This is a genomic window from Edaphocola aurantiacus (assembly GCF_019797745.1).
In the GTDB taxonomy this organism is placed as follows: domain Bacteria; phylum Bacteroidota; class Bacteroidia; order Chitinophagales; family Chitinophagaceae; genus Edaphocola; species Edaphocola aurantiacus.
Map to the genome: position 1 here is coordinate 403568 of NZ_VOSI01000001.1, position 16791 is coordinate 420358.

Consider the following 16791-nt stretch of genomic DNA (forward strand, 5'->3'; position numbering starts at 1 on the left):
TTATCATATTTTAATTATTAAGCATCAATACTTATTGGTTTCAGATAATACAATTATTTTTGCCGCCTTGACATCATGCAAAACATTTTTCTACATATTTTCGACTACTTCCAGAAGCACCGCAGCGCCTACTGGATACTGCTGTGCTTTTGTTTTATACTCATTGGTTTCGGCGCCAGCCGCATTCGTTTTGAGAATGATATAAATAAAATGATCCCTCATGATACCCGTATAGAGGCCATGAGCCAGATCCTGAACAAGACAAAGACCGGCGAGCAACTGGTCTTTACCATGCACTTTACCGATACAAGCCTGCAAAACCCGGACAGCCTGATTGCCTTACAGGAAGCATTGGAGCATAAAATGGCTGCCTTACAGCCTCAGTACATCAGTAGCATCCAGAGCCGTAACGATGACAATAAGGAGCAACAATTTTCTGACCTGGCCATGCAGTACCTGCCCTTGTTCCTGACAGAGGAGGATTATAAAAGAATAGACAGCCTTACACAACCGGCACAATTGCGCAGCAGCCTGGACCAGCAGCACAAACTCCTGCTCTCCCCTGCCGGCATGGTAGCCAAAAACTGGATTGCTGCCGACCCTGTAGGCATGATGCCCCTGGCCTTTGCCAAAATGCAAGCCCTGAGTTTTGATCCCAATTACGAATTGTACAACGGATATATATTTAATAGTACCTTAAGCAAACTCACCTTCTTCCTTACCCCCCGATATGCTTCAGGCGAAACCGGAAAGAACAAGCAGTTCATCAGGGAGCTGGATAAAATCATATCTGGTTTCCAACAACAGCATCCCGGCATCGCGACCGAATATTTCGGAGGCGTGGCCGTTGCCGCAGCCAATGCAGACCAGATGCAGCGTGATACGATACTGACCTTAAGCATAACGATTGTGCTTTTGCTCGCCCTCACCTATTATGTATTCCGCAGAAAGCGTACCCCGCTGATTATCATTATACCGGTAGCCTTCGGAGCCTTATTGGGACTGGCTGCTACAGCATTAATCCAGGGAACGGTTTCCATCATCGCGATTGGTGCCGGTGCCATCATATTGGGTATTGCCGTTGATTTTTCGGTGCACTTTATGAGCCATGCCCGTACGCATCCGGACCGGAGAGAGAATGTAAAAAGCCTGACCGCCCCGCTGACACTGGGTGCGATTACCACCATAGGCGCTTTCTTTGCCCTGCGCTTTGCACATGCCCCTCTCCTGAAAGACCTGGGTACATTTGCCGCATTCAGCCTGTTAGGCGCCTCCTTATTTACCCTCATCTTCCTGCCACACCTTAGTCCTAAAGAAAAACCGGTCACTGCTCCGAAAGAAAACCTGATTGACAAGCTCGCCAACCTGCGTCCGGAAGGCAATAAATGGTTGCTGGCACTGGTGATCCTGCTGACACCGGTCTTATGGATCTTTGCCAAAAAAGTACAGTTTGACGGAGACCTGATGAAGCTGAACTATATGAGCCCGAAATTGCAGGCGGCTCAGGAATCGCTGAATAAAGACAATGCCTTTGCACTGAGTTCGGTGTTCCTGGTGGCAGAAGGAGCAACAGCGGAGAGCTCTTCCCGTACCCTGGAAGCACAGGTAAACAGTCTGCAGCAACTGGCGCAAAAAGGCGCTATCCGCAAAACAATTAACCCCGTAAGTATACTACCTTCTGAAGCAGAACAGCAAAAACGCATTGCCCGCTGGCAGGCATACTGGACACCGGAAAAAGTAAAAGCCGTTACGGAAACAGTACGCGCAGAAAGCACAAAGGCAGGCTTCAGTGCAGATGCATTTGACGGACTGGAGCAAACCCTTACCCAAACCTATACGCCTTTTGATACCGCAACGATCAGCTTCTTCAAAAGCATATTACCCAGCTCTTATGCTGAGGATAATGGTAAATACTTTACCATCGCTACCCTTAAAGTAGCTCCGGAACACCGGAAAGAAGTGCTTCAAACATTAGGGCAGCAGAAAAACATTACGGTAACCGATCGTCAATCTGTCTCAGAACGCTTACTGGATCTGCTCCAGAATGATTTTAATAAAATACTGCTGATCTCCGGGAGCCTGGTATTCCTGGCACTACTGATCGCTTACGGACGTATAGAACTGGCTCTGATCTCCTTCCTGCCTATGGCCATTTCCTGGGTATGGATATTAGGCATCATGTCGCTGCTGGGCATCAGCTTTAATATTGTCAACATCATCATTGCGACCCTGTTATTCGGTCTGGGAGATGATTACAGCATTTTCATGATGGACAGCCTTATGGAAAAATACCGTACGGGCAAGAACCATATCCGTTCTGCCCGCTCTGCGGTATACCTGTCTGTACTCACCACCGTTACCGGACTGGGCACACTGATTTTTGCGCAACATCCGGCACTGCAATCCATTGCGCTGATCTCTGTAGTCGGACTGGTCTGCGTAGTATTTATCTCACAGGTATTACAACCGTTCCTGTTCAATTTCCTGATTCAGAAGCGGGCTGACAAAGGCTTTATGCCTTTTACACTCTGGAGCCTTGCCAAGTCTGTATTTTCCTTTTCCTATTTTGTACTGGGATGTATTATTGTGAGCATCTCCGGCTTCTTCCTGATCAAATTGAACATTATCGGTAAACGCCGGGGTAAATATGTATTCCATGCATTCCTGAGTAAATATACCCGCAGTGTAATGTATATCATGACCAATCTCACAAAGATTGTTCGCTTTCACCCGGATATCAATTTCGACAAGCCTGCGGTATATATCGCAAACCACAGCTCATTCCTGGACATCCTGATCACTACCATGCTGCATCCTAAACTGGTTTTACTGACCAATAAATGGACCTATCACTCCCCTATTTTTGGTGCAGTGGTGCGTATGGCTGAGTATTACCCCGTGGCTGATGGTGCCGAAGAGAGTATTACCCCGCTGAAAAGCCTTATTGACAGGGGCTACGGTATTGTTGTATTCCCGGAAGGCACCCGCTCCAAAACGGATAAGATGGGCCGCTTCCATAAAGGAGCATTTTATATTGCAGAGGAATTAAAGCTGGATATTGTACCGATCATTTTACATGGAGTGCATTACTCCATGCAGAAAGGTGATTTTCTGCTGAAGGACGGAACCTGCCGTGTACTGGGCCTGGCCCCTATCCGTTACGAAGACCGAAGCTGGGGAGAAACGGTTAAAGAACGCAGCAAAAGCATTTCGCGTTTTTTCAAAGCCGAATTTGAACAGGAAAAAATCAAAAACGAAACACCGTCTTACTTCCGTGAACAACTGATCCGTAGTTATACCTACAAAGGACCAGTAGTAGAATGGTACTGCCGCATTAAAAGCAAGCTGGAAGGTAATTACGAGGTATTTCATAATTTACTGCCACGCACCGGAACCTTTTATGACCTTGGCTGCGGATATGGTTTTATGACCTACATGCTGCACTGGGCAGCTAATAGCAGAGTATTTACCGGTGTTGATTATGATGAGGACAAAATCGTAACAGCACAACATAACTACAAACGTGACCCAGAACGCATCTGCTTCGAGCATGCAGACCTGAACCAGTATACACTGAATCCTTGTGATGGCATCATCATCAGTGATGTACTGCACTACCTGTTACCGGAACAGCAAGAGGCATTGCTGGATCGCTGCTATGCCGCACTGAATGCGGAGGGTATGCTGATCATCCGTGACGGGGTAACAGAACTGTCGGAGCGACATAAGGGAACAGAACAAACTGAAAAATATTCTACACAGATTATCGGGTTTAATAAAACGCAGAACGAACTTCATTTCCTCAGCCAGCAATCTATCGAAGCATGGGCCCTGGCAAAAGGAATGAGTGTACAGGTCATTGACAATACCAAGCGTACCAGTAACCTGATCTTTGTACTAAGAAAAAGCAATTAATATTTACTGTCTGTCCACATGTAGTCAACTCTTTTATCCGTCCTTTTGTCCGGCAACAAAAGGACCAAAAATGCCTTTGTTTTCATCAAGGCGATTGCATATCACCGCCATTTTGTACCATTGCGTGCATTGATCGTCTGAGCTTAACGTGTGATCCGTTCGGTGCTCAACGATCGCAGCTCCACTTCAAAATGGCTATCGCTGTGATGAAAACAACAAGCGATCCGTACCATACAGATCGCTCGAAAGGCCTGATAAATCCGGCGTCCGACTTTATCAGGATAGTTAAGCAAGTGCTGATACAATCGAAATACCAAGTTCAGACAGTACAAAAAAATAAACGCCGGAGTAGACACTCCGGCGCTTTTTGCATTTACTCCTCTATGTTATGGTCTTTCCCAAAATATTTTGTTACAAATCATACAGCTCCGTCTGATTCTGTAAAGAAGAATACTAAAAAAATTACTTCATACTATAATTAACCCCTATACTTAAATCTGTAAAGTTCACTACTGATTACAATATGATATATGCCAATAGTGTGCCAAAACAAATAACAATTGAAAATCAGTCACTTACAACAATGAAACACTATTATATATTCCATTTTCCGGAAATGGATTCTCCATACCGGAATACCATGACCCGTTTTTGTCCGCAATGGTTGTATAAAACATTAGCGGCCCCAGAATTTGGGGCCGCTAATGTTTTATGTCGTTTCAATATGTTAATCCTGGTAATATTCCCAGACCTTGCCGGCCACTTTCTCCCCGTCCATTGCAGCAGAGATAATACCACCGGCATAACCGGCACCTTCTGCGCAAGGAAATAATCCTTTGATCTGCGGATGCTGCAGACTATCCTCATTTCGAGGAATACGTACCGGGCTCGAGGTACGGGATTCCGTAGCCAGAATCATTGCATTTTCGGTATAATAACCTTTCATCTTTTTCCCGAAACTGACAAAAGCCTTGACCATAGAATTGTATACTTCTTCAGGCAGGATCTCACTCATCAGGGCACTATTGGTACCCGGAAGGTAACTGCAATCCAGTAGCGTATTGGACACTTTATTGCGTACAAAATCAGTCATGCGCTGTGCAGGGGCCACCAATTTTCCGCCACCGGCCTGCCAGGCTTTACGCTCTACCATCTGCTGGAACTGCATCCCGGCCAATGGTCCGGTAAATCCGTAACGGGCAAAGTCCTGTTCGTCGACAGTTACTACCATACCGGAGTTGGCAAAAGTTCCGTCCCGTTTGGATGGAGACCATCCGTTCACCACCAGCTCACCCTCTGTCGTACTGGCTGGAGCTATAATGCCTCCTGGACACATACAGAACGAAAACACACCACGATCCAGCTCCTGGCTAACGAGTCCATAGGAGGCAGGAGGCAGGTATTCGCTCCGCGGCTGATCGACCGGACAATGATATTGTGTAGCATCGATCAGTGCCTGCTGGTGCTCGATCCGTACACCTAAAGCGAAAGGCTTACTTTCAATACTAATATTTTTACGGTGCAGTAATTCAAAAATATCACGGGCAGAGTGTCCGGTGGCCAATATCAGTGCATCAGCCAGGATCTGTTCATTTTCATTAACCATTACACCCTTCAGTGTATCTCCTTCCAACACCAGGTCGGTCACTTTGGTATCAAACAATACCAGTCCGCCACAGGCTTCTATGGCCTCCCTCATGGCTACGATGATATGTGGCAATTTATTGGTACCGATATGCGGATGGGCTTCGTACAGGATTTTCTCTGTAGCACCGAAGTAGTGAAACCATTGCAGGCTGCGGTAAATGCTACCTCGTTTATTCGAACGGGTATAGAGTTTTCCATCACTATAAGTACCGGCCCCACCCTCACCGAAACAGTAATTCGACTCGGGGTTTACGATTCCCTGTTTATTCATGGCAGCAAGGTCACGGCGGCGGTTACGCACATCCTTTCCCCGTTCTACGATGATCGGCCTCAGGCCCTTTTCTATTAATTGTAATCCTGCGAAAAGGCCTGCAGGTCCGGCTCCGGCGACTATTACCGGACGGGCATGCTCTACCTTCTGTAATGCCGGGCTAAAAGCATAAGCATCCTGAAACGGCTCCTCCACAAATACATTTACCTGCATCTGCACCAGGATATTGCGGCTGCGCGCATCAATCGAACGGCGTAAGATCTGGTATGCATTTATACGACGGGGTGCAACATTAAGCTTCTGTGCCAATGCTTTTTTAAACTGCTCCTCGTCCTGGGCCATTTGCGGGCTTACCCTGATGTCTACTTTTTGTGGCATCCTGCAAAAATAATATTATCCTTTCAATCGGCAACGGTTTGAAAATATGCTCCACTTTTCAGTACTATAAATCCCATTTTCCCCTCCTGGCTTTTCACTTTTTACTTCAGAGACGCGCGCTGCTGTGTGCTCTGCCTCATTTTCAGTAACTTCGCAACATGTTGAATAAGGAACAAATAAAGATTGTTTTCCTGGGCACACCTGATTTTGCCGTAGCTTCTTTACAGGCACTGGTAGAAAACGGATTCCGGGTAGTTGCTGTTGTTACCGCACCGGACAAGCCGGCTGGCAGAGGGATGCAGCTGAAAGCATCAGCCGTGAAAGAATATGCCGTAAGCCAGAACATTCCGGTATTGCAGCCGGAAAGACTGAAAAATCCTGAATTCCTTGCGGAACTACGCAGCTACAATGCAGATCTGCAGGTTGTTGTAGCCTTCCGCATGCTGCCGGAAGCGGTATGGAATATGCCTCCTATGGGTACCATCAATGTGCATGGCTCCTTATTGCCTTATTACCGTGGTGCTGCCCCAATCAACTGGGCTATCATCAACGGGGAGACAGAAACCGGTGTCACTACTTTCCAACTGAAACATGAGATTGACACAGGAGACATCCTGCTGCAACATAAAGAAGCCATCTTACCGGAAGATAATTTCGGAACGATGTATTACAAATTAATGCAGGCCGGCGCCCAACTCCTGGTCACAACGATTAACGGATTGATGGAAGGCGGCATTAAGGAGCAGCCACAGCACCTGGTAGATAAAGAGACGCATGCCCCGAAAATATTCAAAGAAACCTGTCGCATTGACTGGAACCAGCCGGTTATGGCTATTCATAACCTGATACGGGGACTGGCACCTGTACCGACGGCATTTACCACGCTCGGCGATAAGCAGCTGAAGATATTCAGCTCCAATGCAGCAACAGCTGCACATGAGGTTGCACCGGGTACTGCAGACAGCGATGGTAAGACTTATCTGAGATTTGCGACACCGGACGGTTGGTTGTCCTGTACTGAAGTGCAGTACGAAGGCAAGAAAAAGATGCCTGTAGCGGACTTCCTGAGGGGATACCGGTTTTAGTATACATAATTAGAAGTCCTATATTTGCGTTTATCAATAGTAAATCACATATTACCTGAATATTCATGTCGCTGATCAAAAAATATAGTTTCCCTTTACTGCTCTGCATCACTGCATGGCTTTGGTTGTACAATAGCTCCTGTATCCGCAGGGACAATTTCCGCACCAATGGCGGCACTATTGCGTTCTCGCAGGATACCCTGCTGTTTGATACCGTCTTTACGGCAATGGGTACCTCTACCCGCAGTATCAAGATTATCAATAAAGAAAAGGAAAGATTGAAAATCGAATCTATACGGCTGTTCAGAGGCAGTTCCTCTCCATATTTCCTGAATGTAAACGGGGTATCCGGAAAATCGGTTTCCGATGTATCTATAGAAGGCAATGACAGCCTGTATGTATTTGCTTCTGTATTCATCGATCCGACCAATACCGACAATCCGTTTATCGTAGAGGATCGTATCGTGGCCCGTGTAAACGGACAGGACTTTACCTTACCGGTACTGGCTTACGGACAGAATGCAATCTATGTGACCGACAGTGTACTGCAAACACAGACCTGGACAAAGAACAGGCCTTATGTGATCATTAAAAATGCTCTTGTGGAAGAAGGACATACCCTGACCCTCAATGCAGGTACAAGAGTATATGTGCATGCCGATTCACGCCTGTTTGTGCAGGGTACGCTGAAAGTAAACGGCACCAAAAACGACAGTGTAGTATTCCAGGGTGATCGTATAGACCGCAGGGTTTATTTTGATGATGAGGACTTCGTCAATGGTGTTGGCGGTGAATGGGGCGGCATCAATCTCCTGAAAACAAGCTATAACAATACGATCAATTACCTGCTGCTGAAAAACGGCGGAGCCAGTACCATGCTGGGTGAAAATGTGATTACTGATGCCAGCCTGCAGGTAGATCCTGATACGGTTAACAATGGCACTCCGAAACTGACGATTACCAATTCTACGATCCGGAATTCGGGTGGTTATGGCTTACTGGCATTTGCTTCCAGCATTAAATCGGAAAATAACCTGTTCTTTGCCTGTGCCAAAGAGAATGTAGCCCTGATACAAGGTGGCCGTTATGACTTCTTCGGCTGTACCATTGCCGGCTTTGCCAGCAGAATCAATACCGCTACAGACAAGCATTACAGCATGGTTGCATTAAACTTCCTCAGCACAGGCAACAATGCATATATTGGTGGCAACCTGTTCCTGACTTTACGTAACTGTATTATTTATGGTAATATGGAGGATGAGTTCTTCCCTAATAAGGTAGATGATTTCACCGCACAGGTGACCCTGGACCACTGCCTGATCAGAAGCAATGCTGCCCTGCCATCCTGGGTGACACAACAAAGTGTACTCCTGAACCAGGATCCTTTGTTTGAAAATACCAATGCCAATAACCTGCACTTTAACGACTATCATTTAAAAACCGGTTCTCCGGCCAAAGGTGCGGGCATTACCTTCTCTGGTATGGCTGGCCTGGATATGGACGGAACGCCAAGAAATAATCCACCAAGTATAGGCTGTTATGAATAACAGCCTATACTTGTAATTATATTTAATCCCTGAAAACAAATACAATCATGATAAAAAAATTACTTTGTGCTTTCTTATTATTCAGTGCGGTACCTGCCATGGCGCAGTACACTAACCAGAAAATAAAAGTAGGTGATCAGGCTCCTGAGTTATCTTTCAGCAATCCTGAAGGCAAGACCCTCAGCCTGAAATCGCTGAATAAAGGCCGTTATGTGCTGGTTGATTTCTGGGCAAGCTGGTGTGGCCCTTGCCGCAGAGCGAATCCAAGCCTGGTTAAATTCTATACTACCTATTCTAAAAAGAACTTCACCGGTGCGAAGAAAGGATTTGACATCCTGAGTGTATCCCTGGACAATAATAAAGAGGCCTGGACCACGGCTATTGCGAAAGATAGCCTGTACTGGAAAAACCACATCAGTGATCTGAAGTCCTGGCAATCGGAAGCAGCCGACATCTACGGTGTGCAATTTATTCCGCAGGCATTTCTGCTGGACCCTAATGGCAAAATCATCGGCACTTACCTGACAGCTGACCAGGCCATTCCCGATATCGAAAAGCTAGTATCTACCCGTAAAAAGAAGAAATTCCTGGGCATTTTCTAAACTGACAAGCACATTATATTTTGAGTAAAATTTTAATTATTACTGCCCCTTCCGGATCGGGCAAGTCTACTATTATTAAAGAAGTATTAAAGTCTTTCCCCCAGATCTGCTTCTCTATATCGGCCTGTACCCGCAGCCCGAGAGGCAGTGAGCAGCATGGCGAGGATTATTATTTCTTAACCGTGGCAGAGTTTGAGCAAAAGATCAAGGAAGATGCATTTGTAGAATATGAAATGGTATATGCCGGCAAGTATTATGGTACACTCAAATCAGAGCTGGACCGTATCTGGCAGGAAGACCATGTACCTTTGTTTGACATAGATGTACAGGGTGCTATAAATGTAAAAAAACAATACAAACAACAGGCTTTATCTATTTTCATACAGGCTCCGTCTGTTGAAGAATTACGTAAGCGCTTGATATCAAGAGGTACGGACCCAATGGAGGCTATTGAAGAACGCATTGAAAAAGCGGCATCTGAACTGACCTTTGCACCGCATTTCGACCATACGGTTATTAACGACACGCTGGAGCATGCAGTCGCAGAGGTTTCCAGGCTGATCGGAAATTTCCTGCATGAGTAAGATGATCTATTAAATAGGAAAAAAGTGAGGCGCTGTTACAGTGCCTCACTTTTTTCTTACCGGGATATAAATATCTTCTTCCGAGGCAGGATCGCCCTGTTTATATTTTGCGCCTAGTATCTCGAAATGAGGTCTTGCATCCAGCGCATAAAAACCATTCTGCGGCAACCATTCCCGGAAAATATAGTCAATCGTACGCATATCGGTATGTGCACCTACATGCCGAAAAACGGCATACAAGCCACCCGGAATGATCCATTCTTCCATATCCGGCAGCAATACCGTTGCTTCGTTCATGCATACCGCCGCTCTGCGCTCAAACAGCTTGCCCGGTTGCATACCCTCAAAAAAATCTTCCGGATAAACAGCAACAGAATACAGGTTATCGTCGGCCGGTAATTGTATTTGCTTCCGTTGTGGCATAAATCGTCCCCATAGTTGTGCCAGGGTATTAACAAGGTAAGATGTCTGAGTACTGTAGCCTCCTATCCGTATCGGTTCCAGCATGACAACCTGGGGTTCCATAAGCATATAATTTTTACGGACGAATGTAACCGTTATCCGGCTATTGGCAAAAAAGAAGTAATTTTCAGCATTCATTTTTACTCATCTGCATGATTCTATGAACGACGAAAGCCTTAAGAAATTTAACCGCATCATTACGATACTGATCCAGTTGCAGTCCAAGAAAGTTGTAAAAGCCAGTGACCTGGCCGAGCGCTTTGATGTGAGCCTGCGTACCATCTACCGGGATATACAGGCCCTGGAAAAGGCTGGTGTGCCGGTGATCGGAGAACCGGGTCTGGGCTATAGTATCATGGAGGGTTATCGTTTGCCGCCGGTTATGTTCAGCAGAGAGGAAGCGATGAGCTTTGTGACAGCCGAGAAGCTGATGCTGCAACTCAGCGATAAAGGCATTGGCCGTCATTATGAATCGGCCATGACTAAAATCAAATCGGTACTGCGCAGTACACAAAAGGAAATGCTGGAAGGGGTATCATCTAACATTGCGGTACACGCACGCAAAGACCGGGCACCAAACACGGTACCCAATGCGCTGGAGCTGGTACTGGAGTGCATCGTAAGCAAAAAGCAACTACGCATGCAATACCGTGCATTTTCGGATAGCGAGACTGAGCGAGTTATTGAGCCGGTGGGTATTTTCTACGAGTACAGCAGCTGGTATATTCTGGGCTATTGCCTGTTGCGGGAAGATTACCGCCAGTTCCGTACCGATCGTATTTTGTCTATGCAGATTACCGAACAGCCCTTCAGCCGGGAACATGGCAAACTGGAGGAGCATCGCCAGGACAATACGGATTGTGCAAAGGAAAAAGTTATTATTGTAGTAGACCGCAATACGGCCAAATACATTGCCCAGGCCAAACTGCACTATGGCTTTGTATCTCAGCGGGAAGTGGCGGATGGTATAGAGATGACCTTTATGATCGGTGATATAGAGCAGCACTTTTCCCGCTGGATGATGATGTTTGCCGATAAAGCAACCGTCATTGCTCCTGAAATTCTGAATACATACCTGCTTAAACTGACGCATAACATTCAGCAGCGCCACGCAAAAGCCGGGGCGTAGAAACACCCCGGCTTTTGCGTGAAATAGTATTAAAAAATATTGCTGTTTATCTTTCCCAGAAGAATGGTGGCTCAATATTCAGGGCTCTCAGGTATACATAACCCTGGCCTCTGTGGTGATTCTCGTTATCGATGAAGTAAAAGATGCTCTGAATGATCTCATTTTTGTACTGACCAAACAGGTTAAATACTTCTGAGAAGCGCTCTGCAGGAATCTGTGCGTAATAAGTATTGATCACCTCCGTTTCTTCATCCCATTTCTGTAATAAAGCCTCTTTGGTATCGCAGGTAAATCGCTCTTCGGTATACGGATTTTCGTCATTCGCAACGATCGCTTGCAGTGAAGGACCGGCAATGCTCAACAATTCTGTAGCCAGTTGTGCAAAAGTACGCATACCACCGATAGAGAAATGGAATAATTCATGTTCCGGGAATTTTTCGATCACTCTGCGGGTCAGGTTACGATGTCCCTGCCAGTGCTTTAATAATGCTTCAGGTGTCAGGATTACAGACGGTTGTGTCAGTGTTTGCTGTGTCATAATATTTGGTTTTAATGTTTACAACACAAAGGTAGAATGGCCCTGTGACAAGGGTATGTCAGCAGTAAAAACGACCCCACAAAATTACGCCACATTATTTCAGTTGTTCCTTTATCCATTGTAGTAATTCCTCCGGATCGATGATTGACCAGGAGTGCGGATGCCGGAAACCTTCTATACGGTAGCCTTTACCAAAAGCATTGATGAATTCGGCCTGTGTATTGCCCATTTGCTGCAAAGCAATGATCATTGCCGTCTGATCCAGTGCATTCAGTTCATACATATCTACTCCACGGTTTTCCATCCACCAGACAGGATCAACGTCGTTATAGATGCGCACTGCAGTTTTATTCAGGAAGCGGGCATTACCACCTTCAGGCTGATCATGGCTATAGCAGGAATAATATACATACCGCTCCGGTACTGCATCCGGCGTACCACCACAGTATTGTTCCAGCTCCCTTATACCATAGGTCGGTTCTGCAGCTCCGGGCTGTTGCTTCAGTTTACGCTGAAAACTGTAATAGATGTTTTTAATATCACAGGGACCGTCACAACTAAAGACTGCCAGAGGTTTGACCGCCGTTTTGCCGGGCTGCTCATTGGCCAGCTCTGTATACCTCAGGCTAAAGAGGCCACCTGCAGACCAGCCGCCCATTACACATTTATCCTGGGGCAATTTAAATTGTATCATCGCATCTGAAATCATGGTATTCATTACGGAGCGTAACTCATCAGTAAGCGTAATCCGCTGATTTACGGAGAGGACAATCACGGCAATACCCTGATCATAGGCCAGCTCACAGATAGCCTTCGCACTGCTGATGAGGTGTTCGGTACTTTGCCAGGTACCCGGCAGCAACACTATAAACCCCTTAACCGTTCCGGCAGGCACCAGTGCATGATAATATAAACGGCGGTCATTTTCGTCTCCGATATAAAAATTAGTTTCATCTTCCACCGGGATGTACTGCTTTTTTAATGCAGCCAGACAGTCCTTTCTTAAATTGAGGAATACCCCTTGTTCAAAATGGCCTTCCAGCTTCAATCCTGAGCCAAAAGTATACACCCCTTCTCCCTGCGGCTTTCCCGACTGCATCATTCCTGTATACTGAGATTTAGGTTCGCCTTGTACAAAGCACTGTAACGTTCCGGGACCCTCTGCCTTACCCTTTGTACACTTACCGCTCCAGCTTATGCTGTCGGTGGCATATTGTGGTGCAATCCATACGGAACAACCACTCCGCTTGTCCTTCATCCATTTCCCGGTAGCATCCTGTGCATAAGACGGGTTGGAAAGGAGTAAGAGTAAACTTAAAATTGCTGATATAATTTTCATGATTTAATCGTAGCACTGGTGATAAAAATAGTCTCTAAGGACAGGTATCAAAAATAGTTTCTATTCCTGTAAATATGTGTAAAACTTGCTGTGCTTTGCGCATAGTTTGGCAAATTTTTCGCATCTTTTTTCCTTACTTTTGGTTTTGGTAAACAGGTAATTATACAATGAACAAAAAGATCCTGATCGGCATTATTGCTGTCGCCGCCCTGGCTGCAGGGGGCTATTTTTATATGCTGCGCTATGCTAATAATGTTGCGCAGAAAGGTTACCTGTATATCCCTACCGGCGCGCGCTTTGAGCAGATACTGGATTCGGTGCAGCCCTTACTGAAAAGTAATGCGACCTTTAAACAAGTGGCCAGGCAGAAGGGGCTGGATCAGCATTTTTATCCGGGACGTTATACCCTGAAACCTGGTATGAGCAATGCTGAGATTGTCAATATGATCAAGCAGGGCAAGCAGGATGAAATAGCCATCCGCATCGGCAACTATGCAAGTATTTATGAGCTGGCCGGAAAAGTGGCCCCATTCCTGGAGGCCGATTCTGCCCAGATCGTGGAGAGCATTGCTACTGCAGCTTATACACAAGGAGTAGACACACCTTCTATGCTCCACTTCTTCATGCCGAATACGTACAACTTTCATTGGAATACTTCCGGTGCTGATTTTGCACAAAAAATGAAAAAAGAATTTGACCAGTTCTGGACGAGTGATCGCCAGGCTAAGGCACAGGCCGCTGGCATGAGTACTGAAGAAGTGATTACCCTGGCATCCATAGTACAACTGGAATCTTCTAAAGAAGACGAGCAGGCAAAAGTGGCTGGTCTTTACCTGAACCGTCTGCGCATAGGTATGAAGCTGGATGCCGATCCAACCATCATCTTTATCAAGAAAATGCAGTCCGGTTTCCGCACTAAAATTTCAAGGGTTTATTATAATGACCTGAAGATCGCTTCGCCATATAATACTTATTTAAACCGGGGTTTACCGCCAAGCCCGATCTGTATGCCTAATCCATCGGCGATAGATGCGGTACTGAATCCGGTAAAGCATGATTACATCTATTTCGTTGCTGATCCACAAAAGCGGGGCTACCATTGGTTTGCCCGTACCCTTGCAGAGCAGGAGCAGAATGCAGCCCGCTATCGTGCCTGGCTGGATGAACACAATATCAAATAGCATACCTTATGAAAACATACACCAAAAGAGAATTTCTCCGCATGATGGGACTGGGCATTGCTTTTATGCCATTCATCTCCTGCTTCGGCAACGGAAATAACAACGAAACCAAAACAACCGGAAAACCCGACCTATCCGGCAGCAAGCTGCCAGAAAAGAGTGAAGAAACCATAGACCTGACCAAGGCTGATCCGGCTGATGTAATCCTGCTCACCCGTTCTGACAAGGATTATGCTGTGTTCAATAAAGCATTCAATGCAAGGGTAAAAAAAATGCCTAAATACATTGCCCTGTGTAAAACAGAAAAAGGGGTAAGCCTTGCCGTAAATTATGCAAAACAGCAAAAAATGCCTGTAGCCGTAAAGAGCGGTGGACACAGTTTTGAAGGATTTTCAGGTAATGACGGCGGTATGGTGATCAATGTATCGCAGATGAAAAAAGTAACCTGGGAGGCGAATGATGTGGTTACAATAGAACCGGGCTGCGTACTGGAAGAAGTACAGGCAGCACTATTTGCTAAAAGACAACTGATACCCTCCGGCAGCTGCGGGACAGTAGGCATCTCTGGGCTTACCCTCGGTGGCGGTTATGGTTTCTTCAGCCGTAAATATGGCCTTACCTGCGACAGCCTTAAAAAAGTGCAGATGGTAGCCGGTGACGGCAAATCCTATACTGCAGATGAGCAATTGCTCTGGGCCTGCCGTGGTGGTGGCAATGGCAACTATGGGGTGATCACTAAACTGACCTTCAAAACACATCCTATGCCGGCAACGTTCACCAGTATTGTGCTGAAATTCCGGAACCTTACACCGGAACGTTTTACAGAAGCAATTTCTACCTGGTTTACGGTTTCAGAAACACTGGCGCAGGAGGCTTTCTCTGCCTTTGTATTGAACGGCAGTACCCTTACGGTGCTGGCGACCACTTATGGCTCGAACAGCAGGCTGGAAGAGGCGATTAAACCAATTGTTGCTATTGCAGATAGTGTAAGCCGTACGATGGATCAGCATCTGCCACAGGCTATGAAACGCTACTATGGCCGCAAAGGGCCTATCCTGTTTAAAAACGCGAGTGCAGGCCTTTACCGCAACTTTGACGACATTAAACAGATAGCCACAAGCATCTTTACTAAAGTGGTACAGAACAAAGGGCTAATCTACCAGATCAATACCCTTGGTGGCGCAATCAATAATACAGCTATGGAGCAGGCATCCTGCTATCCGCACCGGGCGCTGCCCTACCTGAGCGAACTGCAGGCTTACTGGGAGCAACCAGCACGCGAAGCTCCTTTATTGAAAGCATTCCAGGAGATACAGGATATAATACTGGATGCCGGTATTAAGGCACAGTACCGCAACTACCCGGATATTAATTTCAAAAACTGGCAACAGGCTTACTACGGCGACAACTATGCTGCGCTGCAAAAAGTAAAACAACAATACGATCCTGAAAATATATTCCAGTACCCGCAAGCGATTAGCTTACCCTGATAACATAACATGACCCGAAGATTTATTAGTTCCCTGCTCTGCATTACCAGTCTTTTTGCGACCTTACCTGTTCCTGCCCAACAACGCAAAACACAGCAACAACCGGCACCGGAAAAGAAGGTGTATACCGGCAAGTCGGTTTCTGTATCGGATGGTGATACCTTTACGCTGCTGACGGCTGATAAAAAACAATATCATATCCGCCTCGACGGAATCGATGCTCCGGAAAAAGGGATGCCCTATTACAAGGTAGCCAAGCAATACCTGGCAGATCTGTTACTGAACCAGTCTGTCCGCTGTGAGATCCGCAAAACGGATCAGTACAATCGGTTCGTAGCCAGGGTATATATTATGCGGGAAGGAAGGAAAACTGATATTTCTGAGCTGATGCTTCATGCAGGTCTGGCCTGGCATTATATTCAATACAATAAGGAACAGTATCTTGCTGATCTGGCAGCGCAGGCGCGTACTGCAAAGAAGGGCTTATGGGCCGAGCCCAAACCTACACCACCCTGGGTGGTAAGAAAGTACAGGCGCGCGGGCATTTCAGATGCGGAATACCGTAAAATGCAGCAGGAGCGCAATCCGGCGCTGCGCCTGTACCAGGCCGATAAATAACCGGC

At 46.3% G+C, this 16791-nt stretch carries 13 protein-coding genes; 9 read left to right on the plus strand and 4 right to left on the minus strand.

Going from position 1 to position 16791, the window contains the following annotated elements; genetic code table 11:
* Positions 1-75: 75 nt before the first annotated feature.
* Positions 76-3915, plus strand: a complete 3840-nt coding sequence (locus tag FTD44_RS01685; protein ID WP_222164875.1) for a trifunctional MMPL family transporter/lysophospholipid acyltransferase/class I SAM-dependent methyltransferase — start codon at positions 76-78, stop codon at positions 3913-3915.
* Positions 3916-4642: 727 nt separating this feature from the next.
* On the opposite strand, the gene FTD44_RS01690 is transcribed toward FTD44_RS01685, so the two are convergent.
* On the minus strand, positions 4643-6211 hold the full coding sequence (locus FTD44_RS01690; RefSeq protein ID WP_222164876.1) for an NAD(P)/FAD-dependent oxidoreductase: 1569 nt from the start codon (positions 6209-6211) through the stop codon (positions 4643-4645).
* A 158-nt stretch (positions 6212-6369) separates the two neighbouring features.
* Between FTD44_RS01690 and fmt the strand changes: the two genes are divergently transcribed.
* The 4 genes from fmt (at position 6370) to gmk (ending at position 10029) form a co-directional block, all read left to right on the plus strand.
* Entirely contained in the window at positions 6370-7296 is a 927-nt protein-coding gene (gene fmt / locus FTD44_RS01695) for a methionyl-tRNA formyltransferase (RefSeq protein ID WP_222164877.1), read from the plus strand.
* Positions 7297-7361: 65 nt separating this feature from the next.
* The gene (locus FTD44_RS01700; RefSeq protein ID WP_222164878.1) at positions 7362-8843 is read left to right on the plus strand and encodes a right-handed parallel beta-helix repeat-containing protein; all 1482 of its coding nucleotides are present in this window, start codon (positions 7362-7364) and stop codon (positions 8841-8843) included.
* Between the two features lie 47 nt (positions 8844-8890).
* Positions 8891-9445, plus strand: coding sequence for a TlpA family protein disulfide reductase (locus FTD44_RS01705; RefSeq protein ID WP_222164879.1), 555 nt, complete (start codon positions 8891-8893; stop codon positions 9443-9445).
* 20 nt (positions 9446-9465) lie between these two features.
* Positions 9466-10029: a guanylate kinase gene (gene gmk, locus FTD44_RS01710; RefSeq protein ID WP_246625308.1), complete on the plus strand. Its 564-nt coding sequence runs from the start codon at positions 9466-9468 to the stop codon at positions 10027-10029.
* Between the two features lie 45 nt (positions 10030-10074).
* Here gmk and FTD44_RS01715 read toward each other — a convergent pair whose 3' ends face one another.
* Entirely contained in the window at positions 10075-10554 is a 480-nt protein-coding gene (locus tag FTD44_RS01715; RefSeq protein ID WP_222164880.1) for a GyrI-like domain-containing protein, read from the minus strand.
* A 97-nt stretch (positions 10555-10651) separates the two neighbouring features.
* Between FTD44_RS01715 and FTD44_RS01720 the strand changes: the two genes are divergently transcribed.
* A complete protein-coding gene (locus tag FTD44_RS01720) occupies positions 10652-11620 on the plus strand; it encodes a helix-turn-helix transcriptional regulator (protein WP_222164881.1) in 969 nt (322 codons plus the stop codon).
* A gap of 46 nt (positions 11621-11666) precedes the next feature.
* Here FTD44_RS01720 and FTD44_RS01725 read toward each other — a convergent pair whose 3' ends face one another.
* Together FTD44_RS01725 and FTD44_RS01730 are read right to left on the minus strand one after the other, a co-directional pair.
* Positions 11667-12158 (minus strand): DinB family protein, encoded by a 492-nt coding sequence (locus tag FTD44_RS01725; RefSeq protein WP_222164882.1) that lies wholly within the window; start codon positions 12156-12158, stop codon positions 11667-11669.
* 94 nt (positions 12159-12252) lie between these two features.
* Complete coding sequence (locus tag FTD44_RS01730; protein WP_222164883.1) at positions 12253-13497, minus strand: MORN repeat-containing protein; 1245 nt, start codon at positions 13495-13497, stop codon at positions 12253-12255.
* Positions 13498-13664: 167 nt separating this feature from the next.
* Between FTD44_RS01730 and mltG the strand changes: the two genes are divergently transcribed.
* Genes mltG through FTD44_RS01745 form a run of 3 tightly spaced genes read left to right on the plus strand, consistent with a single transcriptional unit; the run spans position 13665 to position 16786 of the window.
* Positions 13665-14678 (plus strand): endolytic transglycosylase MltG, encoded by a 1014-nt coding sequence (mltG, locus tag FTD44_RS01735; RefSeq protein WP_222164884.1) that lies wholly within the window; start codon positions 13665-13667, stop codon positions 14676-14678.
* 8 nt (positions 14679-14686) lie between these two features.
* Entirely contained in the window at positions 14687-16168 is a 1482-nt protein-coding gene (locus FTD44_RS01740; protein ID WP_222164885.1) for an FAD-binding oxidoreductase, read from the plus strand.
* 9 nt (positions 16169-16177) lie between these two features.
* Positions 16178-16786 carry a thermonuclease family protein gene (locus FTD44_RS01745; RefSeq protein ID WP_222164886.1) on the plus strand — a complete coding sequence of 203 codons (609 nt, stop codon included), beginning with the start codon at positions 16178-16180 and terminating at the stop codon, positions 16784-16786.
* Positions 16787-16791 lie beyond the last annotated feature (5 nt).

Coding starts and splice junctions, on each gene's coding strand:
- mltG (WP_222164884.1), top strand. CDS start 13,665: ATGAACAAAAAGATCCTGATCGGCATTATTGCTGTCGCCGCCCTGGCT.
- fmt (WP_222164877.1), top strand. CDS start 6,370: ATGTTGAATAAGGAACAAATAAAGATTGTTTTCCTGGGCACACCTGAT.
- FTD44_RS01685 (WP_222164875.1), top strand. CDS start 76: ATGCAAAACATTTTTCTACATATTTTCGACTACTTCCAGAAGCACCGC.
- FTD44_RS01740 (WP_222164885.1), top strand. CDS start 14,687: ATGAAAACATACACCAAAAGAGAATTTCTCCGCATGATGGGACTGGGC.
- FTD44_RS01705 (WP_222164879.1), top strand. CDS start 8,891: ATGATAAAAAAATTACTTTGTGCTTTCTTATTATTCAGTGCGGTACCT.
- FTD44_RS01690 (WP_222164876.1), bottom strand. CDS start 6,211: ATGCCACAAAAAGTAGACATCAGGGTAAGCCCGCAAATGGCCCAGGAC.
- FTD44_RS01745 (WP_222164886.1), top strand. CDS start 16,178: ATGACCCGAAGATTTATTAGTTCCCTGCTCTGCATTACCAGTCTTTTT.
- FTD44_RS01715 (WP_222164880.1), bottom strand. CDS start 10,554: ATGGAACCCCAGGTTGTCATGCTGGAACCGATACGGATAGGAGGCTAC.
- FTD44_RS01730 (WP_222164883.1), bottom strand. CDS start 13,497: ATGAAAATTATATCAGCAATTTTAAGTTTACTCTTACTCCTTTCCAAC.
- FTD44_RS01700 (WP_222164878.1), top strand. CDS start 7,362: ATGTCGCTGATCAAAAAATATAGTTTCCCTTTACTGCTCTGCATCACT.
- FTD44_RS01725 (WP_222164882.1), bottom strand. CDS start 12,158: ATGACACAGCAAACACTGACACAACCGTCTGTAATCCTGACACCTGAA.
- FTD44_RS01720 (WP_222164881.1), top strand. CDS start 10,652: ATGAACGACGAAAGCCTTAAGAAATTTAACCGCATCATTACGATACTG.